Annotated in this window: 28 protein-coding genes, 1 pseudogene and 1 riboswitch; of the genes and pseudogenes, 14 read left to right on the forward strand and 15 right to left on the reverse strand. The window is 61.8% G+C overall.

The features are described 5' to 3' along the window. The 13 genes and pseudogenes from tuf to AAG793_RS16365 all read left to right on the forward strand — a co-directional run. Positions 1-149 (forward strand): annotated as a pseudogene (tuf, locus tag AAG793_RS16305) (elongation factor Tu); the annotation flags it as partial. A 26-nt stretch (positions 150-175) separates the two neighbouring features. Continuing rightward, positions 176-490 carry a 30S ribosomal protein S10 gene (rpsJ, locus tag AAG793_RS16310; protein ID WP_007838118.1) on the forward strand — a complete coding sequence of 105 codons (315 nt, stop codon included), beginning with the start codon at positions 176-178 and terminating at the stop codon, positions 488-490. 213 nt (positions 491-703) lie between these two features. Continuing rightward, positions 704-1,387 carry a 50S ribosomal protein L3 gene (gene rplC, locus AAG793_RS16315; protein WP_341910087.1) on the forward strand — a complete coding sequence of 228 codons (684 nt, stop codon included), beginning with the start codon at positions 704-706 and terminating at the stop codon, positions 1,385-1,387. Beyond that, positions 1,387-2,007 (forward strand): 50S ribosomal protein L4, encoded by a 621-nt coding sequence (gene rplD, locus AAG793_RS16320; RefSeq protein ID WP_341910089.1) that lies wholly within the window; start codon positions 1,387-1,389, stop codon positions 2,005-2,007. Before rplC ends, rplD begins: the two co-directional genes overlap by 1 nt. Then, positions 2,004-2,330, forward strand: a complete 327-nt coding sequence (gene rplW, locus AAG793_RS16325) for a 50S ribosomal protein L23 (RefSeq protein WP_341910091.1) — start codon at positions 2,004-2,006, stop codon at positions 2,328-2,330. Before rplD ends, rplW begins: the two co-directional genes overlap by 4 nt. Then, a complete protein-coding gene (rplB, locus tag AAG793_RS16330) occupies positions 2,330-3,154 on the forward strand; it encodes a 50S ribosomal protein L2 (RefSeq protein ID WP_341910093.1) in 825 nt (274 codons plus the stop codon). The genes rplW and rplB overlap by 1 nt, the downstream gene beginning before the upstream one ends. Before the next feature lie 10 nt (positions 3,155-3,164). Then, positions 3,165-3,443, forward strand: a complete 279-nt coding sequence (rpsS, locus tag AAG793_RS16335; protein WP_196986566.1) for a 30S ribosomal protein S19 — start codon at positions 3,165-3,167, stop codon at positions 3,441-3,443. 9 nt (positions 3,444-3,452) lie between these two features. Next, positions 3,453-3,782 (forward strand): 50S ribosomal protein L22, encoded by a 330-nt coding sequence (gene rplV / locus AAG793_RS16340; protein ID WP_007866508.1) that lies wholly within the window; start codon positions 3,453-3,455, stop codon positions 3,780-3,782. A gap of 10 nt (positions 3,783-3,792) precedes the next feature. Then, positions 3,793-4,698, forward strand: a complete 906-nt coding sequence (gene rpsC, locus AAG793_RS16345; protein WP_341910095.1) for a 30S ribosomal protein S3 — start codon at positions 3,793-3,795, stop codon at positions 4,696-4,698. Positions 4,699-4,722: 24 nt separating this feature from the next. Next, a complete protein-coding gene (rplP, locus tag AAG793_RS16350) occupies positions 4,723-5,139 on the forward strand; it encodes a 50S ribosomal protein L16 (RefSeq protein ID WP_007866520.1) in 417 nt (138 codons plus the stop codon). Positions 5,140-5,151: 12 nt separating this feature from the next. Beyond that, a complete protein-coding gene (rpmC, locus tag AAG793_RS16355) occupies positions 5,152-5,361 on the forward strand; it encodes a 50S ribosomal protein L29 (protein WP_341910097.1) in 210 nt (69 codons plus the stop codon). Then, positions 5,358-5,627: a 30S ribosomal protein S17 gene (gene rpsQ, locus AAG793_RS16360; protein ID WP_341910099.1), complete on the forward strand. Its 270-nt coding sequence runs from the start codon at positions 5,358-5,360 to the stop codon at positions 5,625-5,627. The genes rpmC and rpsQ overlap by 4 nt, the downstream gene beginning before the upstream one ends. Positions 5,628-5,841: 214 nt before the next feature. Next, positions 5,842-6,348 (forward strand): peroxiredoxin, encoded by a 507-nt coding sequence (locus AAG793_RS16365; protein ID WP_341910101.1) that lies wholly within the window; start codon positions 5,842-5,844, stop codon positions 6,346-6,348. Positions 6,349-6,502: 154 nt separating this feature from the next. Here the strand turns inward: AAG793_RS16365 and AAG793_RS16370 are convergent, their stop codons facing one another. The 5 genes from AAG793_RS16370 to AAG793_RS16390 are packed head-to-tail and all read right to left on the reverse strand — an operon-like array spanning position 6,503 to position 9,308. Continuing rightward, on the reverse strand, positions 6,503-6,985 hold the full coding sequence (locus AAG793_RS16370; protein ID WP_341910103.1) for a GNAT family N-acetyltransferase: 483 nt from the start codon (positions 6,983-6,985) through the stop codon (positions 6,503-6,505). Between the two features lie 50 nt (positions 6,986-7,035). Next, positions 7,036-7,614: a YceI family protein gene (locus AAG793_RS16375; RefSeq protein WP_341910105.1), complete on the reverse strand. Its 579-nt coding sequence runs from the start codon at positions 7,612-7,614 to the stop codon at positions 7,036-7,038. 58 nt (positions 7,615-7,672) lie between these two features. Then, positions 7,673-8,221 carry a YceI family protein gene (locus AAG793_RS16380; RefSeq protein ID WP_341910107.1) on the reverse strand — a complete coding sequence of 183 codons (549 nt, stop codon included), beginning with the start codon at positions 8,219-8,221 and terminating at the stop codon, positions 7,673-7,675. A gap of 10 nt (positions 8,222-8,231) precedes the next feature. Continuing rightward, on the reverse strand, positions 8,232-8,777 hold the full coding sequence (locus tag AAG793_RS16385) for a cytochrome b (RefSeq protein WP_341910110.1): 546 nt from the start codon (positions 8,775-8,777) through the stop codon (positions 8,232-8,234). A gap of 45 nt (positions 8,778-8,822) precedes the next feature. Next, positions 8,823-9,308 (reverse strand): TlpA disulfide reductase family protein, encoded by a 486-nt coding sequence (locus AAG793_RS16390; RefSeq protein WP_341910154.1) that lies wholly within the window; start codon positions 9,306-9,308, stop codon positions 8,823-8,825. Between the two features lie 48 nt (positions 9,309-9,356). Between AAG793_RS16390 and AAG793_RS16395 the strand changes: the two genes are divergently transcribed. Further along, entirely contained in the window at positions 9,357-10,061 is a 705-nt protein-coding gene (locus AAG793_RS16395; RefSeq protein ID WP_341910112.1) for a DUF4197 domain-containing protein, read from the forward strand. A 66-nt stretch (positions 10,062-10,127) separates the two neighbouring features. On the opposite strand, the gene AAG793_RS16400 is transcribed toward AAG793_RS16395, so the two are convergent. The 10 genes from AAG793_RS16400 to AAG793_RS16445 all read right to left on the reverse strand — a co-directional run bounded on the left by AAG793_RS16400 (position 10,128) and on the right by AAG793_RS16445 (position 20,003). Continuing rightward, the gene (locus tag AAG793_RS16400; RefSeq protein WP_341910114.1) at positions 10,128-11,441 is read right to left on the reverse strand and encodes a D-amino acid dehydrogenase; all 1,314 of its coding nucleotides are present in this window, start codon (positions 11,439-11,441) and stop codon (positions 10,128-10,130) included. A 111-nt stretch (positions 11,442-11,552) separates the two neighbouring features. Beyond that, a riboswitch (glycine riboswitch) is annotated at positions 11,553-11,671 on the reverse strand. A 116-nt stretch (positions 11,672-11,787) separates the two neighbouring features. Continuing rightward, positions 11,788-12,285: a hypothetical protein gene (locus AAG793_RS16405; RefSeq protein ID WP_341910118.1), complete on the reverse strand. Its 498-nt coding sequence runs from the start codon at positions 12,283-12,285 to the stop codon at positions 11,788-11,790. Further along, positions 12,282-13,013 (reverse strand): alpha/beta hydrolase, encoded by a 732-nt coding sequence (locus AAG793_RS16410; RefSeq protein WP_341910120.1) that lies wholly within the window; start codon positions 13,011-13,013, stop codon positions 12,282-12,284. Before AAG793_RS16410 ends, AAG793_RS16405 begins: the two co-directional genes overlap by 4 nt. Continuing rightward, the gene (locus tag AAG793_RS16415; protein ID WP_341910122.1) at positions 13,013-14,245 is read right to left on the reverse strand and encodes a CaiB/BaiF CoA-transferase family protein; all 1,233 of its coding nucleotides are present in this window, start codon (positions 14,243-14,245) and stop codon (positions 13,013-13,015) included. The genes AAG793_RS16410 and AAG793_RS16415 overlap by 1 nt, the downstream gene beginning before the upstream one ends. Before the next feature lie 84 nt (positions 14,246-14,329). Further along, a complete protein-coding gene (gene cynS / locus AAG793_RS16420) occupies positions 14,330-14,773 on the reverse strand; it encodes a cyanase (RefSeq protein ID WP_341910124.1) in 444 nt (147 codons plus the stop codon). A 70-nt stretch (positions 14,774-14,843) separates the two neighbouring features. Continuing rightward, complete coding sequence (locus AAG793_RS16425; protein ID WP_341910125.1) at positions 14,844-15,638, reverse strand: ABC transporter ATP-binding protein; 795 nt, start codon at positions 15,636-15,638, stop codon at positions 14,844-14,846. A 79-nt stretch (positions 15,639-15,717) separates the two neighbouring features. Continuing rightward, positions 15,718-16,584 carry a nitrate ABC transporter permease gene (gene ntrB, locus AAG793_RS16430; RefSeq protein WP_341910127.1) on the reverse strand — a complete coding sequence of 289 codons (867 nt, stop codon included), beginning with the start codon at positions 16,582-16,584 and terminating at the stop codon, positions 15,718-15,720. 20 nt (positions 16,585-16,604) lie between these two features. Beyond that, on the reverse strand, positions 16,605-17,963 hold the full coding sequence (locus tag AAG793_RS16435) for a CmpA/NrtA family ABC transporter substrate-binding protein (protein WP_341910129.1): 1,359 nt from the start codon (positions 17,961-17,963) through the stop codon (positions 16,605-16,607). A gap of 166 nt (positions 17,964-18,129) precedes the next feature. Continuing rightward, complete coding sequence (locus tag AAG793_RS16440; protein ID WP_341910131.1) at positions 18,130-18,792, reverse strand: response regulator transcription factor; 663 nt, start codon at positions 18,790-18,792, stop codon at positions 18,130-18,132. After that, a complete protein-coding gene (locus tag AAG793_RS16445) occupies positions 18,789-20,003 on the reverse strand; it encodes a PAS domain-containing sensor histidine kinase (RefSeq protein ID WP_341910156.1) in 1,215 nt (404 codons plus the stop codon). The genes AAG793_RS16440 and AAG793_RS16445 overlap by 4 nt, the downstream gene beginning before the upstream one ends. Between the last annotated feature and the right edge of the window lie 154 nt (positions 20,004-20,157).

Genomic DNA, 20,157 nt, shown 5'->3' on the forward strand with positions numbered 1-20,157 from the left:
AAGGCAAAGAGATGGTGATGCCAGGCGATAACGTGTCGATCACGGTGAAGCTGATCAACCCGATCGCCATGGAAGAAGGCCTGCGCTTTGCCATCCGCGAAGGCGGCAAGACCGTCGGCGCCGGTGTCGTGGCCAAGATCATTGCGTAATTTCTGAACACAGCGAAGGAATTAGCATGGCCACCAAGCAAAAAATCCGCATCCGCCTCAAAGCGTTCGACTACAAGCTGATCGACCAGTCGGCCGCCGAGATCGTGGACACCGCCAAGCGTACCGGCGCGATTGTCAAGGGCCCCGTGCCCCTGCCAACCCGCATGAAGCGTTTTGACATCCTGCGTTCGCCGCACGTCAACAAGACCAGCCGCGACCAGCTGGAAATCCGCACGCACCAGCGTCTGATGGACATCGTGGACCCGACGGACAAAACCGTTGACGCCCTGATGAAGCTCGACCTGCCGGCCGGCGTGGACGTCGAAATCAAGCTGCAGTAAACAGGTAAGCCCCTAAACGGGATGAATTTCCGGTTTCAGGGGCTGCCAATTGTTGAGTCCTGGCGCAGACTTGCCATTTTTGGCAGTCTGCGCTATACTTTTGGGCTGTCCCGGATTTGCAATGCAGGTCCGGGTCAGTTTTATTAACTCTCTTTCACATCAAAACGTCTGTGGCCAATTGAAGTCGCAGCGGTGGAAGTAACGGAGAAAACAATGAGTCTGAGCAACTCCCTCGGGTTGCTGGGCCGCAAGGTGGGCATGATGCGTCTGTTCACTGATGATGGGGACACTGTTCCTGTCACGGTGGTGGATGTGTCCAACAACCGCGTGACCCAGGTTAAAACCGAAGCAAATGACGGCTACGATGCCCTTCAAGTGGCATTTGGCGCACGCAAAGCATCGCGTGTCACCAAGCCGGCTGCCGGCCACCTTGCGAAAGCAGGCGTTGAAGCTGGTGAAATCCTGAAAGAATTCCGCGTGACGCCTGACGTCGCAGGCAAGTATGCCGCTGGCGCAGTGGTGCCCGCAGCCGACGTGTTTGCAGTGGGCCAGCTGGTGGACGTGCAGGGCACCTCCATCGGTAAAGGCTACGCCGGCACCATCAAGCGTCACAACATGAGCTCGCAGCGCGCGTCGCACGGTAACAGCCGTTCGCACAACGTGCCCGGCTCCATCGGTATGGCGCAAGACCCCGGACGCGTGTTCCCGGGCAAACGCATGACCGGCCACATGGGCGACGTCACTGTCACCACGCAAAACCTCGACATCGTGCGCATTGACGAAGCCCGTCAGCTGCTGATGATCCGCGGCGCTGTGCCTGGTTCCAAGGGCGGTTTTGTCACGGTTCGCGCCGCGATCAAGGCCAAGTCCACCAACGCTGCCAAAGGAGCGAACTGATGCAGGTCGAACTCCTGAATGACCAAGGCCTGGCTTCGTCCAAAGTGGACGTGCCCGATACCGTGTTTGGTCGCGAATACAACGAGAGCCTGATTCACCAGGTGGTCGTGGCCTTCCAGGCCAACGCCCGCCAGGGTACCCGTGCCCAGAAAGACCGTGAGCAGGTCCGTCACTCGACCAAAAAGCCTTTCAAACAGAAAGGTACTGGCCGTGCGCGTGCCGGTATGACCTCTTCCCCGCTGTGGCGCGGAGGCGGACGTATCTTCCCGAACATGCCCGATGAGAACTTCACCCAGAAGATCAACAAGAAGATGTACCGCGCCGGCATGGCCTCCATCTTCTCCCAGCTGGCCCGTGAAGGTCGTCTGGCTGTGGTGGATTCGCTGACGGTCGACTCGCCCAAGACGAAAGTCCTGGCCGACAAGTTCAAGGCCATGAACCTCAACTCCGTGCTGGTGATTGCCGATCAGGTTGATGAAAACCTGTACCTGGCATCCCGCAATCTGGTGAACATTCTGGTGGTGGAGCCTCGCTACGCCGACCCGCTGTCGCTGGTGCACTACAAGAAGGTTCTGGTGACCAAGGCCGCCATGGACCAACTCAAGGAGATGTTCGCATGAGCGCCGTGAACGCCAAAACCAAATTCGACGAAGGTCGTCTGATGCAGGTGCTGGTCGCTCCCATCGTGTCTGAAAAAGCCACGATGATTGCCGACAAGACCAATGCCGTGACCTTCAAGGTGCTGCAGGACGCTACCAAATATGAAATCAAGGCTGCCGTGCAGCTGATGTTCAAGGTAGACGTGCAGTCAGTTGCCGTTCTCAATATCAAAGGCAAAACCAAGCGCTTTGGCAAATCCATCGGCCGTCGGGATAACATCCGCAAGGCCTATGTGACGCTCAAGCCTGGTCAAGAGCTGAACCTCGGCGGGGAGACTGCGTAATGGCTGTCATCAAAATGAAACCCACCTCTCCCGGCATGCGCGGGATGGTGAAGATTTCCCGTGACCACCTGCACAAGGGTGAGCCTTACGCGCCGCTGCTGGAGCCGCAATTCCAGAAGGCCGGCCGTAACAACAACGGTCACATCACGACGCGCCACAAGGGCGGTGGTCACAAGCACCACTACCGCGTGGTGGACTTCAAGCGCAACAAGGACGCCATTCCGGCCAAGGTCGAACGCATCGAGTACGACCCCAACCGCACGGCCCACATTGCCCTGCTGTGCTACGCCGACGGCGAGCGCGCCTACATCATCGCCCCCCGCGGCCTTGAAGTCGGCGCCACGCTGATCAGCGGCTCGGAAGCGCCGATTCGCGTCGGCAACGCCCTGCCCATCCGCAACATTCCGGTGGGTTCCACCATCCACTGCATCGAGATGCAAATCGGCAAGGGCGCGCAAATCGCCCGTTCCGCAGGCACCTCGGCGACGCTGCTGGCCCGTGAAGGCACCTACGCCCAGGTTCGCATGCGCTCCGGTGAGGTTCGCAAGATCCACATCGAGTGCCGTGCCACCATCGGTGAAGTTGCCAACGAAGAGCACAGCCTTCGCCGCCTCGGCAAAGCCGGTGTGAAGCGCTGGATGGGTATTCGCCCGACCGTTCGCGGTGTGGTGATGAACCCGGTTGACCACCCGCACGGTGGCGGCGAAGGCAAGACCGGTGAAGGTCGCCATCCTGTCGACCCATGGGGCAATCTGACCAAAGGTTACCGTACCCGTAACAACAAGCGCACGCAGGTCATGATCGTGTCGCGTCGCAAGAAGTAAGGGATAGGCAATGACCCGTTCACTCAAAAAAGGTCCGTTTGTCGACCATCATCTGGTAGCCAAGGCCGACAAGGCCGTGACCACCAAGGACAAAAAGCCGATCAAGACCTGGTCGCGTCGCTCCATGATCCTGCCCGAGTTCATCGGCCTGACCATCGCCGTGCACAACGGCAAGCAGCACGTGCCTGTCTACATCACCGATCAGATGGTGGGCCACAAGTTGGGCGAGTTCGCACTCACCCGGACTTTCAAAGGTCATCCAGCTGACAAAAAAGTTGTGAAGAAATAAGGAAAGACCATGGAAACACGTGCAACCCTCCGGGGCGTTCGTCTGTCGGTCGACAAGGGCCGCCTGGTCGCTGACCTGATCCGCGGCAAGAAAGTGGATCAAGCACTCAATATCCTGAATTTCACGCAGAAAAAAGCTGCTGGAATCATCAAGAAGGTGGTTGAGTCCGCCATCGCCAACGCCGAACACAACGACGGTGCCGACATCGACGAGCTGAAGGTGAAAACCATTTACGTCGAGCAGGGCGCCACGCTCAAGCGTTTCTCCGCGCGCGCCAAAGGCCGCGGCAACAGCATCAGCAAACCCACGTGCCATGTGTACGTGGTGGTTGGCAACTAAAGGCAGGACCATGGGACAGAAAATCAACCCAACAGGCTTTCGCCTTTCCGTCAGCCGCAACTGGTCGAGCCGCTGGTATGCGAGCAACCGTGACTTCGCCGGCATGCTGGCTGAAGACATCAAGGTTCGCGAGTACCTGAAGGCCAAGCTCAAGAACGCCGCGGTTTCGCGCGTCCTGATCGAGCGCCCCGCCAAGAACGCCCGCATCACGATTTTCTCGGCACGTCCGGGCGTGGTGATTGGCAAGAAGGGCGAGGACATCGAGAACCTCAAGAAAGAACTGAGCCGCCAGCTGGGCGTGCCGGTCGCCGTGAACATCGAAGAAGTTCGCAAGCCTGAAATTGATGCAAAGCTGATCGCGGACAGCATCACCCAGCAGCTTGAGAAGCGCATCACGTTCCGCCGTGCGATGAAGCGCGCCATGCAAAACGCCATGCGTCTGGGTGCCCTGGGCATCAAGATCATGTCGTCCGGCCGCCTGAACGGCATCGAGATCGCCCGCTGCGAGTGGTACCGCGAAGGTCGCGTGCCCCTCCATACCCTGCGCGCCGACATCGACTACGGCACCTCTGAAGCCAAGACCACCTACGGTGTGATCGGCGTCAAGGTCTGGGTCTACAAAGGCGACACGCTCGGCCGTGGTGACTCTCCTGGCGCCAAGCTGGATGCCGCTCCTTCCGAAGAAGAGCGCAAGCCACGCGGCCCGCGTCGTGACGCACGTCCCGGTACCGACCGTCCAGCTCCCCGTGGTGCCCGTGCACCCCGTGGCGCTGCCGGTGGCACCAACACTGCGCCCGCCGATGGCAGCGACAAGCCGGCCGAAGCTACCCCTGGTAGCGAAGCCCCGAAAACCACCGTTAAGCGCGTCCGCAAAGCCGCGCCAGCTGCAGCAGCTGACGGTGCCAAGACCGAGTAATCGGTCTATTAACGGAGAATAAAAATGCTGCAACCCGCTCGCAGAAAATACCGCAAAGAGCAAAAAGGCCGTAACACGGGTGTCGCCACCCGTGGAAGTTCGGTTGCGTTTGGTGACTTCGGTCTCAAATGCACCGACCGTGGTCGCCTGACTGCTCGTCAAATTGAAGCCGCACGTCGTGCGATTTCCCGTCACGTCAAACGTGGCGGCCGCATCTGGATCCGTGTCTTCCCGGACAAGCCGATTTCCCAAAAGCCTGCTGAAGTGCGTATGGGTAACGGTAAAGGAAACCCAGAGTACTACGTGGCTGAGATCCAGCCCGGCAAGATTGTTTTTGAAATCGTCGGCGTTCCTGAAGAACTGGCCCGCGAAGCGTTCCGCCTGGCGTCTGCCAAGCTGCCGCTGCGCACCACCTTCGTCAGCCGCATGATTGGCCAGTAAGGGGAAATGAACATGACCAAATCCGCTGAACTCCGCCAGAAAGACGTTGCCGGCCTGAAAACCGAAGTCAAAGAGCTGCAAAAAGCCCACTTTGGCCTTCGCATGCAGAAAGCCACGCAACAACTGACCAACACCGCCACGCTGCGCTCCACGCGTCGCAGCATCGCTCGTGCCAAGACCATCCTGGCCGAAACCATCGTCAAGCAAGGAGCCAAAAAATGACGGAAGCTAAAAAATCCCTCAAGCGCACCTTGATCGGCAAGGTGGTGAGCGACAAGCGCGCCAAGACCGTGACCGTGCTGGTTGAGCGTCGTGTGAAGCACGAGCTTTACGGCAAGATCGTGTCGCTGTCCAGCAAGTACCACGCCCATGACGAAAAGGGCGAGTACAAGATGGGCGACATGATCGAGATCACCGAGAGCCGTCCGATCTCCAAGACCAAGAACTGGGTTGTGACCCGCCTGGTCGAGAAGGCCGCCGCGGTCTGATCCTGATCCAGCCGCAAGGCTCATCAGTCCAAAAGGCTCACTTCGGTGGGCCTTTTTCGTTTCTGCCTGAACCCGAATTCAGTGGCTGCTTGTTGAGGCATTCATCCTGCCAGAGCGTCTGGTACTCATGCAGTGAGCGCACGCTCGCAGTCTTCGCACTACACTGCAGGGCTGCATTTTCAACCCCTGACCTTTCAAGAATGAGGAGCACCCCATGATCAAAGTAGGCGACACCCTTCCGGCCACCACCCTGATGGAGTATTCGGAAGTCGAAGGCAATGGCTGCAGCATTGGCCCCAACCCGGTCGATGTGGCCAAGGCCACCGCCGGCAAGACCATTGCCCTGTTCGCCTTGCCTGGTGCGTTCACCCCGACCTGCTCGGCCAAACATGTGCCCGGTTATGTCGAGAAGGCCGCCGAGTTCAAGGCGGCTGGCGTGGACGAGATCTGGTGCCTGAGCGTGAACGACGCTTTTGTGATGGGCGCGTGGGCGCGTGACCAGAAGACCGACGGCAAGGTTCGCATGCTGGGCGACGGCAGTGCCGACTTTGCCAAGGCCACCGGCCTTACGCTGGACCTTGCCGCTCGCGGCATGGGCCTGCGCAGCAACCGCTACTCCATGCTGGTGAAGGATGGCAAGGTCGCCGCACTGAATGTGGAAGCGCCCGGCAAGTTCGAAGTCAGCGACGCCGCCACGCTGCTGGCCCAAGCCAAAGCGTAAACAGACCATACTGTCGTGATGTGTGCACTCACCGCTTGAGTGCACCGAATGAAGTCAAAGTGAAAGCCACAGCGTTTCGCGCTGTGGCTTTTCTTTTTGCCGGAGGTGCGGGGCGATGCTGGCCACCGCCAGACCTGCGCCATCAAGCTCCGCCCTACAGCTCCGCTTTGAGGTAGTGCGCCCCGGCAATCGGGTTGTGATAGTAGGGTGGGATCGACTCAAAGCCCAGATCGGCATAGAGCGCGCGGGCGGCTTCCATGTCGTCCAGTGTGTCCAGCAGCACGCTGGAGTAACCGGCTTGTCGAGCGGCATTCAACGCCGCTTCGGCCAGTTGCCTGCCAAGTCCCATGCCCCGAAAGCGCTCCCGAACATACAGCCGCTTCATTTCCGCCGCGTTGGGATAGTCTGCCTCGTCTATCGGCCGCAGGGCGCAGCACCCAGCAGCTTCACTGTCCACAGTGGCCAGCAACAGTGCGCCTCGGGGTGATGCATAGTCGCCTGGCAGCCCCGCTAACTCTTCGTCGAAGTGCTGGAAGCACAGATCGACATTCAGACTGACTGCGTACTCCTGAAAGAGCTGTCGCAGCGCGTCCAATGCCTCAGGCGACGCCGGTGTAGACACCTGCACAAGGGACATGGGTGCGGCGGGTATTGAGGCAGGCAGCAACAGGGCTGCCTGAACGTGAATTACTGCTTGATGGCCTCGACCTGGATCGTGACCTTGATGTCGTCAGCAGTCGCGCGGTTGGCCAAGCCCCAGTTGATGTCGAATTGACTGCGCTTGACGACGGTTTCAAAGTCGCCGCCGCAGACCTCTCGCTTGAGGCTGGGGTGGTCGAAACAGTTGAAAGCCGTGGCCTTGAGCACTGCCGGCTGAGTTTTCCCGCGAATGGTCAAGTTGCCCGCCACCTCGGTCACCTTGTCGCCTTCGAACTTGAACTTGTCACCCACGAACCGGGCGGTTGGATGGTTGGCAGTGTCGAAGAAGTCAGGGCTCTTCATGTGGTTGTTGAACGGTGCGACTCCGGTGTGAATCGAGTTCATGTCGAGAACGATGTCCGCCTTGCCGGTCTTTGCAGCCTTGTCCAGCGTGATCTCACCATCGGTCTTTTCCCACTGGCCACGACTTGTCGATGTGCCGAAATGCTTGGCTTCCCAGATCGTGCGGGTGTGATTGGGGTCGATCTTGTAGGTCGCGGATTGCGCCCATGCGCTGCCAGCAAAAATCCCCATAAAGGCGGTTGCCACAACTAAGTGCTGATTCATCGATTTCTCCTTGCTAGAAATGGTGCTGAAAACAAAAGTCGCCTGCAGCCAGTCCGGGCTACAGGCCTGTCACTGCCAGCTTGAACTTCACCTGAACATCGCCGGCGACGATGGATGTGTCAGCCCAGTCACCCTCGCCAATCTTGAAATCTCCGCGCTTGATCGTGAAGCCGCCTTGGGCCACGGACACAGCGCCTGTCTTTGCAAGCGTCACTGGAATGGACAACGGTTTCGAGATACCTTTGATGCTGAGGTTCCCTGCCACATCGAATTTGCCGGCCCCAACTGCCTTGATGCTGGTTGAGGTGAAGGATGCGGTCGGGAATTTGGCTATCCCGAACCACTCGGGCTTCCTCAATTCCTTGACGGTGTCAGCGTCCCCGACCACCGCTGTGGAGAGATCGATCGACAGATTGATCTTTCCGGCTTCGGGCTTGGCGGGATCAAACGCAATTTGGCCGTCGAACTTGCCGAACTTGCCATCCAGAGGCACACCCATTTGCTTGACGATAAAACTGATCTCGCTTTGCGCGGGCACCAACTTTTGCTGGGCGTGCGTGACTGAGCAGGCAAGGGCTGCAAGAGCAAGGATGGACAGGGTTTTCATTCGCATCTGATTATGCATGGCCTGAACGAAAAGGATTCATCCGGTGCAACAGACCGTCCTTGTCGAGAAGATGGTGCTTCAAAGCCGCCGCAAAATGCACCGCGATCAGCGCTGCCAATCCATAAGCCAGAATCCGGTGAAGCAGCTTGAGTTGGCCGGCCAGGTCGGTATCACGGCCAACCAGGTCGGGAAGTGGGAGTACACCAAAGTAGACCACCGGAAATCCCGCAGCCGAGCTGTAAGCCCAGCCTGCCAGTGGAATCGCAAAGAACAGCACATACATCGCCACGTGGCTGGCGTGCGCCGAATGCGCTTGCCAAGACGGCATGGGCAACGCTGCAGGCGGGCGATGGCGCAGCCGCCACAACAGGCGCAGGGCCGACAGGACCAAAATGGAGATGCCAGCCCATTTGTGCCAATTGAACTGTTTGATGCGACCCGGCGAGAACGGCAGCTCGACCATGTAGACACCGAAGGACAGTTGCGCCAGGATCAGCAGTGCCAGCAGCCAGTGCAGAACGATCGCCGTAGAGGTGTAACGCGGGGGTGTTGGCATAAAAGGTGACGTGTCAGCTTGGACTTGATGAGATTCGGTTGCGAATCAGGCTTTTTGTTCGAGCAATTGCGCGATCAGCCGGTCCAGCTCGGCGAAATCGGGTTGCCCGACATAGCGCTTCACGATTCGGCCACGCTTGTCGACGATGAAGGTGGTGGGCGTCAGCTGCACGTCGCCCCACGCTTTGGCGATGGCGCCGGTGTTGTCGATGGCAACCTTGAAGGGCAGCTGGCGGGTTTGCGAGAAGTTGACGACGTAGCTGGGTGGGTCGTAGCGCATGGCGACTGCGACCGTCTCATAGCCCTTGCTCTGGTACTTGTTGTAGGTCGAGATGATCTGCGGCATCTCGGCCACGCAGGTCACGCAGCTGGTGGCCCAGAAATTGACCAGCGTCACTTTGCCCTTGAGGTCGGCCGTGGTCTGCTTGCTGCCATCGAGCAGCACAAAAGTGGACTCCGGCGCAGCCTGCGTGCCGGTGCAGCCCGGCAGGCTCGCCAGCGCCGCCGTGGCCAGTGCGGTGGCCAGTGCCATGCGGCATACTGCCAGCCGGGAAGTGAATTTCATCGAAAGGACCTCATCATGCAACGTCGTCATTTTAATCGGGCAGGTGTGGGCACCTTGGGTGCGCTGATAGGAACCACTTACTTGCAGGCCTGGGCCGTGTCCTTCGGCAGCCTGACCAACCAGGAAGCCAGCAGCGGCCTGAAAACCGCCCTGGAAAAAGGCGCGCTGGCAGCCGTCGCTCTGCTTGGCAAGACGGATGGATTCCTTGGCAACCCGAAAGTTCGCATTCCGCTGCCGGGATATCTGGAAGATGCGTCCCAGCTGTTGAAAAACTTCGGCCAGGGCAAGCGCATCGATGAGCTGGTCACCTCCATCAACCGCGCTGCCGAAGCCGCAGTGCCCATGGGCAAGGATTTGCTGGTGGGCGCCGTGCGTTCCATGACGGTGACCGACGCCAAGAACATCCTGCAGGGCGGCGAAACCTCGGTCACCAACTTCTTTGCTGAAAAAACCCGCTCGCCGCTGGGCGTGAAATTTCTGCCAGTGGTGACCCGGGCCACCGAGAGGGTGGGTCTGGCCAACAAATACAACGAATTCGCCGGCAAAGCCGCCGGTTTCGGGCTAGTCAAGAAGGAAGACGCCAACATTCAGCAGTACGTCACCGGCAAATCACTCGACGGGCTTTACCTCATCATCGGCGAGGAAGAAAAGAAAATCCGCCAGGATCCGGTCGGCACCGGCAGCGCCATCCTGCAGAAGGTGTTTGGCGCGATGAAGTGACCGGCCCGGGCGCAGTGCTGACCTGCGCCACGAGCCTGTCACTTGCCGCACTCCGTCACATTGGGATCATGCGCTGGCCAGGGCTCGCGCCGGGCTCACAGCGCTGCCCGTTGGCAAGCCCGTGAACGCAAAGTCAACCTCGGGTTGACGTCCGCCGACGATGTCGGCAATTGCTGCGGCCGAGCCGCAGGCGTGGGTCCAGCCCAGCGTGCCGTGGCCGGTGTTGAGAAAAACATTCGATGCCTTGCTGCGGCCGATGTAGGGCACGTTGCTGGGCGTGGCGGGCCGCAAGCCTGTCCAGTATTGCGCGCCCTGGCCGTCGGTCATGCCGGGGAAGAGCTGCTTCACCCGCCGCACGATGGCCTCGCAGCGCACCAGGTTCAGGTCGGTGTTGTAGCCGTTGAGCTCGGCGGTGCCGGCAATCCGCAGGCGGTTGCCCAGGCGCGAGAACACAAGCTTGTACTCGTCGTCGGTCAGGCTCGCGGTGTACGACGCGGCCTCGTCGATGACTGGCAGCGTGACCGAGTAGCCTTTGGCCGGGTAGATGCGCAGCGACTGGCCCAGCAGCCGTGACCACTGCGCGCTGAAGGACCCCATGCACATCACATAGGCGTCGGCAGTGAGTCGCTCCACGCGCCCGCCGGCTTCACCGGTGCCGGTGACGGCTTGCACGCCGTGGAGCGTGCCGCCGCTGTGGTCCAGACCCACCACCGTGGTGTGGTACTTGAACTGGACGCCAGCCGCCGCGCAGCGTGCAGCAAGGGCCTGCGTGAAGGTGTGGGCATCACCCGATTCGTCGCTGGGCGTGAAGCTGCCGCCTACGATGCTGCTGCGGCATTGCGCCAGCGCGGGCTCGATGGCCACGCACTCGTCGGCGGTTTTCATGTCGAGCTCGCAGCCCTGCTCGCGCATGATGCGTGCCGGCTCCTGCGCCGCGTCGTATTCGGCTTGGCTGGTGTAGAAGTGCAGGATGCCGCGTGTTTGTGCGTCGTACTGCAGGCCGAGTTCGGCGCGCAGCTTTTGCAGGGTGCTGCGGCTGTACATGCCGAGGTTAACGATCTGGCGGATGTTCCACGCCGTGCGTGCGGGCGTGCAGTTGCGCAGAAACTCCAGGCCCCACAGCCACTGGTGTACATCGGCACGCAGGCGGAACAGCAGTGGCGCGTCTTCGCGGGCCAGCCACTTCAGCACCTTCAGTGGAGCGCCCGGGTTGGCCCAGGGCTCGGCATGGCTGACGGAGATCTGGCCGCCATTGGCAAAACTGGTTTCCATGGCCGCGCCGGGGCGGCGGTCGATGACGGTGACTTCGTGACCTTGCTGAGACAAATACCAGGCGGTGGTGATGCCAGTGACGCCGGCACCCAGAACCATGACTTTCATGGTGAATCCTTTTCAAACAGGGAACATGACGCAAGCGCAGGCATGCGAAGCGGCAGGTGCTGAGTGAATCGTGAGAATCATGGCAACCGCCAAGCCATCGAGTGCTTGCGGCCGCTTCCACTGTCCCTGTTACCTGAGAGATTCAGCCCGTCATGCACGGCGGCATGTGGCGGGCTTTGCTCCTTCGGTGCACCGCACATTGCGTGCGGCGTCTCTCCAGACGGCTGTGTGTTCCGGGCAGTACGGGACCTGAGCGATTATGGAAGTTTGCGCCTTCGGTGGCTGCCTTGTGCTTGGGGGCTGGGGCAGCGCTCTCCTGCTTGAACGCCTCCAGTTTAACACTTGCCTAGCGTCGCAGGACGAGTGCCTTGCGCGCCGTGGTCAGTCGCTCATCCAGGTAAGCGCCATAAAAGTCCGGCACCGAAATGCCGACCAGCCGTTCGGCCACCTCCTGTCCGCGCGAGCCAAAGAACAGCACGGTGGGTGTGAACTTGGCGCGCCAAGCGTCGGTTTGCAGTGCCGCGGTGGTGGGTCGTTCGTCAAACCCGATCAAGCGGGCGCTGCGGTCGTTCACGTTGAGCTGCCAGGTGTGCCAGCCCGCGTCGCGCTGACCAGGCAGCAGGTAATTGCGCCGCACCAGTTCGCAATAGGGGCAACCGGGCAGGCTGATCAGAAGGATCAAGGGTTCGCCTTTGACCGCAGCAGCGCGCGCGGCCTCGGGCAGCGACGTGGGTACGGGCAGGGCCGTCTCACGCGCCCACGCTGCGCTGTGCAGGCCGATCAGCGGCAGCGCCAGCCCGGTGGCCACAGCCGCGCAGAGGCGGCGACGGTCTGGTGATCTCACCGTGCGCTGTCCAGCAGGATCTGCGACAGCGCGGGCGCGTCACTCACCATCGGGTCGTGCCCGGTCGCCAGTTCCACAAAGCGCGAGCCTGGCAGCCAGGCACCACCCCAGCAGGCCGCATCGCGGGCGCGCAGGCGGCTCGGGTCGATGCTAGCCAGCGCCGGCCGTGTGCAGCTCACATAGGTGCGCGCGATGGCGGCGACCCGCTGCACATCAAACTGGATCGGTGCCTGGTAGGTGTTGCCCGGGTGTGGCGTCTGGCGACGCATGACCCAGTCGCGGTCGGCGCCTTGCAGGCCGAACTTCGCAGGGTCGGGCGGCGGCAGGCTGAAGTGGGGCGAGGCCTGTGCAGCGGCCATGCGTTCCTGCTGGGTGGCAGCCGACTGCGTGCTGCTCCAGCTTTCGCCCGGCTCGGGCAGGATGGCATCGACATAGACAATGTGCTTAATTCGTTGCGCTACACGATCAGCGACGGCGGTGCCCAGCAAGCCGCCATACGAATGCAGGGCCAGCACCACGTCCTGCAGTTCCTCGGCTTCGATCAGGTTGACGACATCGCAGATGTGCGTGTCCACCGTGATGCTGGGCGACAGCAAATGCGCCCGTTCGCCCACGCCCGTCAGCGTGACGGCATGCACGCGGTGGCCTGCCCGCTGCAGGGTGGCGGTGACGCGCTGCCAGCACCACGCGCCATGCCACGCGCCGTGCACGAGGACAAAGTTGGCCATCAGATCACCGCCTTCTGTTTGAGGTCGGCCAGTTGCGCTTCGGTGTAACGGAGCACGTTGCGCAGCACCTCGTCGGTGTGCTGGCCGAGCAGGGGCGGCGGCAGGTCGGTGCGTACCGGTGTCGCGCTGAGCTTGATGGGGCTGGACACCAGCCGCAAATCCGATTTCACGGGGTGCTGCCATTCGGTGACCATCTGCCGCGCATGCACCTGCGGGTCGGCAAACACCTCGGCCAGGTTGTTGATGGCGCCGCATGGCACCTTGGCCGCTTCGAGCGCAGCCAGCCAGTCGCCCTTGGTGCGTGTCTTCATCACCGCCTCAAGAATCGGCACCAGCTGCGCCCGGTTGAGCACGCGGTCGCGGTTCTTAGCGAACAGCGGGTTCACGCCCAGCTCCGGAATGTTGGCCACCTGGCAGAACTTGAGGTACTGCGAGTCGTTGCCCACCGCGAGGATGAGGTGGTCCTTGCTGCCATCTGGCGCGGGTGCGACTTCGAACACCTGATACGGCACGATGTTCTGGTGCGCATTGCCGGCGCGCCCCGGTGCCTTGCCGCTCACAAGATAGTTGGCCCCCAGATTGGCCAGCATCGCCACCTGGGTGTCGAGCAGGGCCATGTCGACCTGCTGGCCTTCACCGGTTTTCTCGGCGTGGCGCAGCGCGGCCAGAATGCCGACGGTGGCGTACATGCCGGTCATCAGGTCGGCCACTGCGACGCCCACCTTCTGCGGTCCGCCACCCAGGTCATCGCGCTCGCCAGTCACGCTCATCAGACCACCCATGCCCTGAATGGCGTAGTCGTACCCGGCGCGCTCGGCGTAGGGGCCGTTCTGGCCGAAGCCCGTCACCGAGCAGTACACCAGGCGCGGGTTGATGACTTTGAGCGACGCATAGTCGAGGCCGTAGCGCGCCATGTCGCCGACTTTGAAGTTCTCGACAAACACATCGCAGTGCTTCACCAGCTCGCGCATCAGCGCCTGGCCAGCGGGCTGGGCAATGTCGCAGGTGAGCGAGCGCTTGTTGCGGTTGGTACCGAGGTAGTAGGCCGCCTCGGTGTCAGCGCCCGCGGCGTCTTTCAGGAAGGGCGGGCCCCAGGTGCGGGTGTCGTCACCGCTGCCGGGCCGCTCGACCTTGATCACATCGGCGCCGAGGTCCGCCAGGGTCTGGGTGCACCAGGGCCCCGCGAGAACGCGGGACAGGTCGAGAACGCGAATGCCGGCTAGAGAGTTCATCCCGCCATTTTGCACCGCAGCCCCGTTGCCGGTGCCGCAAGGGGCTGCTGCCAGTGCCAGCGGGATGAAGCGCCGCGCAGCGGATCAGTAAGTCTTGTACGGCAGAAACTTGCCGGACAGCACCACGTTCACGCGGTCGCCTTTCGGGTCGGGCTGGCGAACGATGTCCATGCTGAAATCGATGGCGCTCATGATGCCGTCGCCGAACTCTTCGTGGATCAGTTCCTTGATAGTGGTGCCGTACACGCTGACGATTTCGTACCAGCGGTAGATCAGCGGATCGGTCGGCACCTGCGTCGGCAGCGAGCCCTTGTACGGCACGACCTGCAGCCACTTCTGCTCTTCGGCGGTGAGGCCAAAAATCTTGCCGATGATTTTGGCCTGCTTGTCGTCGAACGTCATCTGGCCGAGGCAGCCGGCGGTGACCCACTCCTTGCTCAGGCCCACTTTCTTGGCCACAGAGTCCCAGGTCAGGCCTTTGGAAACTTTGACAGTGATGATTTTTTCGGTGACGTCGTTGCGGTTCATGGCGTGGGTGCTCCTGTATAGGTATGGGAAAAACGGAAAAGGAAAAAGGGAAACGGAGAGGAAAGTGACTTCAGTGCGCGCGGGCGCGTGTCACAAGGAAATCGACGATGTGGTTGCGCAGGTCGTAGTAGCCGGGCAGGTGATGCAGCGCGGCGCGGGTGCGTTCGCGCGGCAGCGGGTTGACCACTTCTTCGGCAATGCCGCCAGGCGCGTAGCCGTTGGCGTTCTCGGTGCCATTGCTCATCAGCAGAATGCGGTCGGCCAGCAGGATGGCTTCGTCCACGTCGTGCGTGATCATGAAGACGGTCTGGTGCGTCTCGCGCACGATGCTCATCAGCTCGTCCTGGATGGTGCCGCGGGTGAGGGCGTCGAGTGCACCGAAGGGCTCGTCCAGCAACAGCATCTTGGGCTGGATGGCAAACGCACGGGCAATGCCCACGCGCTGCTTCATGCCGCCGGAGAGCTGCGATGGTTTCTTGTCGATGGCCGCGCTCAGGCCGACCATCGCCACAAACTTCTCGACATGCGCGTTGACTTCGGGCGCCTTCCAGTCGGGCCAGCGCGAGTTGACGGCAAAGGCGATGTTTTTGCGTACGGTTAGCCAGGGCATCAGCGCGTGGCTCTGGAACACCACGCCGCGCTCCAGGCTGGGGCCGGCGATCTCGCGGTTGTCCATGAAGACGTGGCCGCTGGTTGCCGTGTCCAGCCCGGCCAGCACATTCAGGATGGTGGTCTTGCCGCAGCCCGAGTGGCCGATGATGCAGACAAACTCGCCCTTGTCGATGGTGAACGACACATTGGCAAACACCGGCTTGTCGGCGACAAAGGCCTTGCTCAGCGCTTCGATCTTGAGGAATCCCTGCATGCTTCGTTCTTTCGTGGGGGAGGGGGTTTCAAGCAGTGGGCCCAGCGGCGTCACCGGCTGTTCGCTGCGGACAGAAGAGTCACTCCACATAGGTCACCCATTTCTGGAACTGGGCGAACGCGAGGTCAAGCAGCATGCCGACGATGCCGATCACCAGGATGGCGAAGATCACGTTGGTGAGCGAGAGGTTGTTCCACTCGTTCCAGACAAAGTAGCCGATGCCCGTGCCGCCCACCAGCATCTCGGCGGCCACGATCACCAGCCAGGCGATGCCCATGGAGATGCGCATGCCCGTCAGGATGGTCGGTGCGGCTGCCGGCAGGATCACCAGAAACGCGCGGCGCAGCGGGTTCACTTCCAGCGTGCTGGCCACATTGAGCCATTCGCGCTTGACCGAGGCCACGCCGAAGGCGGTGTTGATCAGCATCGGCCAGACCGAGCAGATGAAGATCACGAAGATGCCGGAGATCGACGAGTCCTTGATGGTGTAAAGCGCCAGCGGCATCCACGCCAGCGGCGAGATCGGCTTGAGCACCTGGATGAAAGGGTCGAATGCGCGCCGTAGCAGCGGCGACATGCCGATCACAAAGCCCAGCGGAATCGCCACCAGCGCAGCCAGCAGGAAACCCAGACCCACTCGCGCCAGTGAATGGCTCAACTGGATCAGGATGCCCTTGTCGTTCGGGCCGTTGTCATAGACCGGGTTGGAGACCTGTTTCCAGATCGCCTCGCCCATCTGCCCCAGGGTCGGGAAGCCCGTGGTCTTGGTGCTGCCGGGGTCTTTGCCCATCATCTTCTGGTATTCGATCTGCTCGGCGGTCATGCCGGCCACAGACGCTGCAGGGGTGCCCGCAGGCGTCACCGTGGCGGCGTACCAGATGCCCAGAAAGGTGAAGAAGATCAGCAGCGAGACCAGGCCCGCCTTGAGGTTCAGTGACTTCAGCATGTCAATACGTTTCCGACCGCTCAGGCGATCTTGTTGATGGGGAAACTCTTGGCGTACTGATCGGCTTTCGCGGGGTCGAACTCCTTGCCCATGATGAAGTACTTCTTGTAGGCGCCCTCGGGTGCCTTGAAGCCGGCGATGGTCATCTGCTTCTTGGCGTCGGTCAGCAGGAACACCTTCTCGGCGATCTGCCGGTAGTTGACGTCGCCCTTGATGTAGCCCCAGCGCTTCATCTGCGTCAGCATCCACACCGCCATGCTCTGCCATGGCACCGGGTCGAAGTTGGCGCGGTCTGGCACGTTCTTGATGTTGCCCAGGCCGTCGGCAAACTTGCCGGTCAGCACCTGCTGCAGCACCGCTTCGGGCTGGTTCAGGTACTGCGTCGGTGCAATCAGCTTGGCGATCAGCTCGCGGTCTTTCGGTTGGCTGGCGATGAAGGAGGCACTCAACACCGCGCGGTACAGCGCAGCGAAGCTGTTCGGGTTCTGCTTGATGAAATCGTCGCTCACACCGAAAGCGCAGCAGGGATGGCCGTCCCAGATTTCCTTGGACAGGATGTGGATGAAGCCTACCTCGTCGTACACCGCGCGCTGGTTGAAGGGATCGGGGCCAAGGAAGCCGTCGATGTTGCCGGCACGCAGGTTGGCCACCATCTCTGGCGGCGGCACCACGCGCAGCTGCACATCGGTGTCGGGGTTGATGCCGTTCTCGGCCAGGTAGTAGCGCAACAGGAAGTTGTGCATGCTGTACTCGAACGGAATCGCGAACTTGAAGCCTTTCCAGTTCTTCGGGTCGCGGTTGTTCTTGTGCTTCACATGCAGCGTGATGGCCTGGCCGTTGGTGTTCTGGATGCTGGCCACATTCATGTTGACCTGGTTGCTGCCCAGGCCCATGCTCATGGCCAGCGGCATCGGCGACAGGAAGTGCGACGCGTCATGCTCCTTGTTGATCATCTTGTCGCGGATCAGGGCCCAGCCGGCGGTCTTGTTGAGTTGGACGTTCAGGCCTTCTTTCTTGTAGAGGCCCAGCGGGTCGGCCATGATCAGCGGGCTGGCGCAGGTGATGGCGATGAAGCCGAGCTTGAGGTCCTTCTTCTCCAGCGGGCCCTTGTCCTGGGCCATGGCCTGCAGTGCGCCGAGCGGCAGCACCGAGGCAATCGCCGCGCGGGCGGTGTTGGCGCCCACCGCCTTCAGGAAACCGCGGCGCACCGCGTCGACCGGGAACAGCGCCTTGATCATCGCCGCTTCCATGAAGTTGTCTGACATGTCCTGTGCGCTGGACATGGCGGCATCGTGCTGGTCTGGCGCGTGGTCTTCACCGCAGGCGCAGCGCAGCATCAATGGACGGTCGGCATCGTAGGCATCAAAACGGTTGGACATCGCGGTTCCCCTTTTCAGGCAAATTGACAAACGGATGCTTGCCTCTATGCAAGGGGCGGGCCTGAATGCCGGGTTCAGCTGCGCTTTTTCAAGAACGCGGTGCGGTTTTTGAGCGCGTGTAGTGCTGGCCCTACAAATCGGCGCCGGGAAGTGGCTCAGTTGCTGGTTAGCCGCCCGTCTGGCCGTGGCGTTCGGCATACAGCGCCAGTTCCACGTCGTTGCGCGTGCCGGTTTTTTCCAGGATGCGGGCGCGGTAGGTGCTGACGGTGTTGGCCGCCAGATGGAGTTGTGCACCAATTTCGCCCACTGACTTGCCGGCTGTCAGCAAACGGAAGACCTGGTGCTCGCGGTGCGACAGCGCCTCGGTGCCGCTGCGGGCGGCGCTGTTGCCAACAGCGCTGGCCAGCGCCTCGGCGGCTACTGCCGACACATAGCGCCCGCCAGAAGCCACCTTGCGCACGGCAGCAATCATGTCGTCCGGGTTGGCGCTTTTGTTCAGGTAACCGGCGGCGCCCAGCTTGATGCAGCGCACCGCGTACTGTTTTTCCGGGTAGGTGCTGAGCATCAGCACCGGCAGGTCAGGCCAGCGCGCCTTCAGCGCCTGCAGCACATCGAGTCCATCGCGGTCGGGCAGGGCGATGTCGAGCAGCACGGCGTTCAGTGCGGTGGGGCCGGTGCTGCCGCCCAGCGCCTCGACTTTCTCCAGAATCTCGGGGCCGGTTTCAGCCTCGGCCACAACGTCGATTTCCGGCGCGTCGGCCAGCACCTGCTTCAGGCCCTCGCGCACGATGCGGTGGTCGTCGCCAATCAGGATGCGGACCGTGCTCATGGTGTGTTCGTGGCCCGTGTGACTGGATCAGCTGGCAGCTCAATGCGCAGGTGAAAGGTCGCGCCGCGACCCACCTCGCTGGAAATCGCCAGGCTGCCGCCGAGGTGGCGCGCCCGCTCGCGCATGCCCATGACGCCGTAGGCATTGGCGGCTTCAAAGGCGCTGGGCTCGGCGCCCTTGCCGTTGTCCTTCACCGTGATGCTGATAGCGTCTGCCGTGGCGCGGATCGCAATCGCCACCGCGCTGGCTTCGGCGTGGCGGCCGATGTTGCTGAGCATCTCCTGAAAGATGCGGAAGATGGCAATCGCCGAGGCCTCGGGCAGCGGTGCGGCATGCGCCACATCCATCTGCCAGTCGAGCGCCAGTTCGGCCGACTGCACAAACTCATGGGCCTGCCACTCCAGCGCCGCCCACAGACCCTGGTGGTCCAGGATGCTGGGGCGCAGATCGGTGATGATGCGGCCCACGTTGTCGACCGCCGCTTCAATCAGGCGGCCCATGTTCTGGCACTTGCCGCGCATGCGGTCTCGCATGGCCTGTGCATCGTCGGGCTCGCGCTGCGGCTGCTCGCTGAGGCGTTTGTCGAGCCAGCCGACGTCCATCTTCAGCGCCACCAGCAGGCTGCCGAGTTCGTCGTGCACCTCGCGGGCGATGCGGGTGCGCTCTTCCTCGCGCACCGTGTGGGTGTAGGCCGAGAGTTCGCGCAACTGCTGCAGCGCTTCCGACAGCGCCTGGGTGCGTTCGCTGACGCGCTGCTCCAGCACCGCATGCGCCTGGCGCAGGGCCTCTTCGGCGCGGCGGCGGGCGGAGATGTCCACAAAGGTGACCACCGCCCCCTGCACGATGCCGTCTTCCACGATGGGGTAGGACGAATACTCCACCGCGAACGAGGTGCCGTCGCGGCGCCAGAACAGCTCGGTGTCAATGCGGCAGGGCAGGGCCATGCGGAAGGCATTGAAGATCGGGCACAGGTGTTCGGGGTAATGCGCGCCGTCGGCATGGCTGTGGTGCGCCAGCTCGTGCATGTTGCGGCCCAGCACTTCGTCGGGTGCGAAGCCCAGTTGCTCGGCGCCTGCGCGGTTGATGAAGGTGCAGCAGCCATCCATGTCGATACCGAAAATCCCCTCGCCAGTGGATTCCAGCAGCTGCGACAGCCGGTCGCGCCAGATGATTTGCCCGGCGCCCGGCAGGTGGACCGGATTCCCGCGCATCGCCGGCGACGCACGCTTGGGGTGCGGGGCAGGGGGGTCGGGCAGGGCGATGTCCTCAAACATGCTCTGGTTTAGCAAGCATCGTGCCCAGATTGGTGCGGACCCGACGAATTCGAGCGCATTAAAACGGTGCGTTGATGCAGCGGCAGGCGCT

The sequence above is a fragment of the Polaromonas sp. YR568 genome (assembly GCF_943372955.1).
Classification (GTDB): domain Bacteria; phylum Pseudomonadota; class Gammaproteobacteria; order Burkholderiales; family Burkholderiaceae_C; genus Polaromonas.

Excerpts from the sequence above, each read along its gene's own strand:
- rpsJ (WP_007838118.1), top strand. The coding sequence starts at position 176 with ATGGCCACCAAGCAAAAAATCCGCATCCGCCTCAAAGCGTTCGACTAC.
- rplC (WP_341910087.1), top strand. The coding sequence starts at position 704 with ATGAGTCTGAGCAACTCCCTCGGGTTGCTGGGCCGCAAGGTGGGCATG.
- rplD (WP_341910089.1), top strand. The coding sequence starts at position 1,387 with ATGCAGGTCGAACTCCTGAATGACCAAGGCCTGGCTTCGTCCAAAGTG.
- rplW (WP_341910091.1), top strand. The coding sequence starts at position 2,004 with ATGAGCGCCGTGAACGCCAAAACCAAATTCGACGAAGGTCGTCTGATG.
- rplB (WP_341910093.1), top strand. The coding sequence starts at position 2,330 with ATGGCTGTCATCAAAATGAAACCCACCTCTCCCGGCATGCGCGGGATG.
- rpsS (WP_196986566.1), top strand. The coding sequence starts at position 3,165 with ATGACCCGTTCACTCAAAAAAGGTCCGTTTGTCGACCATCATCTGGTA.
- rplV (WP_007866508.1), top strand. The coding sequence starts at position 3,453 with ATGGAAACACGTGCAACCCTCCGGGGCGTTCGTCTGTCGGTCGACAAG.
- rpsC (WP_341910095.1), top strand. The coding sequence starts at position 3,793 with ATGGGACAGAAAATCAACCCAACAGGCTTTCGCCTTTCCGTCAGCCGC.
- rplP (WP_007866520.1), top strand. The coding sequence starts at position 4,723 with ATGCTGCAACCCGCTCGCAGAAAATACCGCAAAGAGCAAAAAGGCCGT.
- rpmC (WP_341910097.1), top strand. The coding sequence starts at position 5,152 with ATGACCAAATCCGCTGAACTCCGCCAGAAAGACGTTGCCGGCCTGAAA.
- rpsQ (WP_341910099.1), top strand. The coding sequence starts at position 5,358 with ATGACGGAAGCTAAAAAATCCCTCAAGCGCACCTTGATCGGCAAGGTG.
- AAG793_RS16365 (WP_341910101.1), top strand. The coding sequence starts at position 5,842 with ATGATCAAAGTAGGCGACACCCTTCCGGCCACCACCCTGATGGAGTAT.
- AAG793_RS16370 (WP_341910103.1), bottom strand. The coding sequence starts at position 6,985 with ATGTCCCTTGTGCAGGTGTCTACACCGGCGTCGCCTGAGGCATTGGAC.
- AAG793_RS16375 (WP_341910105.1), bottom strand. The coding sequence starts at position 7,614 with ATGAATCAGCACTTAGTTGTGGCAACCGCCTTTATGGGGATTTTTGCT.
- AAG793_RS16380 (WP_341910107.1), bottom strand. The coding sequence starts at position 8,221 with ATGAAAACCCTGTCCATCCTTGCTCTTGCAGCCCTTGCCTGCTCAGTC.
- AAG793_RS16385 (WP_341910110.1), bottom strand. The coding sequence starts at position 8,777 with ATGCCAACACCCCCGCGTTACACCTCTACGGCGATCGTTCTGCACTGG.
- AAG793_RS16390 (WP_341910154.1), bottom strand. The coding sequence starts at position 9,308 with ATGGCACTGGCCACCGCACTGGCCACGGCGGCGCTGGCGAGCCTGCCG.
- AAG793_RS16395 (WP_341910112.1), top strand. The coding sequence starts at position 9,357 with ATGCAACGTCGTCATTTTAATCGGGCAGGTGTGGGCACCTTGGGTGCG.
- AAG793_RS16400 (WP_341910114.1), bottom strand. The coding sequence starts at position 11,441 with ATGAAAGTCATGGTTCTGGGTGCCGGCGTCACTGGCATCACCACCGCC.
- AAG793_RS16410 (WP_341910120.1), bottom strand. The coding sequence starts at position 13,013 with ATGGCCAACTTTGTCCTCGTGCACGGCGCGTGGCATGGCGCGTGGTGC.
- AAG793_RS16415 (WP_341910122.1), bottom strand. The coding sequence starts at position 14,245 with ATGAACTCTCTAGCCGGCATTCGCGTTCTCGACCTGTCCCGCGTTCTC.
- cynS (WP_341910124.1), bottom strand. The coding sequence starts at position 14,773 with ATGAACCGCAACGACGTCACCGAAAAAATCATCACTGTCAAAGTTTCC.
- AAG793_RS16425 (WP_341910125.1), bottom strand. The coding sequence starts at position 15,638 with ATGCAGGGATTCCTCAAGATCGAAGCGCTGAGCAAGGCCTTTGTCGCC.
- ntrB (WP_341910127.1), bottom strand. The coding sequence starts at position 16,584 with ATGCTGAAGTCACTGAACCTCAAGGCGGGCCTGGTCTCGCTGCTGATC.
- AAG793_RS16435 (WP_341910129.1), bottom strand. The coding sequence starts at position 17,963 with ATGTCCAACCGTTTTGATGCCTACGATGCCGACCGTCCATTGATGCTG.
- AAG793_RS16440 (WP_341910131.1), bottom strand. The coding sequence starts at position 18,792 with ATGAGCACGGTCCGCATCCTGATTGGCGACGACCACCGCATCGTGCGC.
- AAG793_RS16445 (WP_341910156.1), bottom strand. The coding sequence starts at position 20,003 with ATGCGCGGGAATCCGGTCCACCTGCCGGGCGCCGGGCAAATCATCTGG.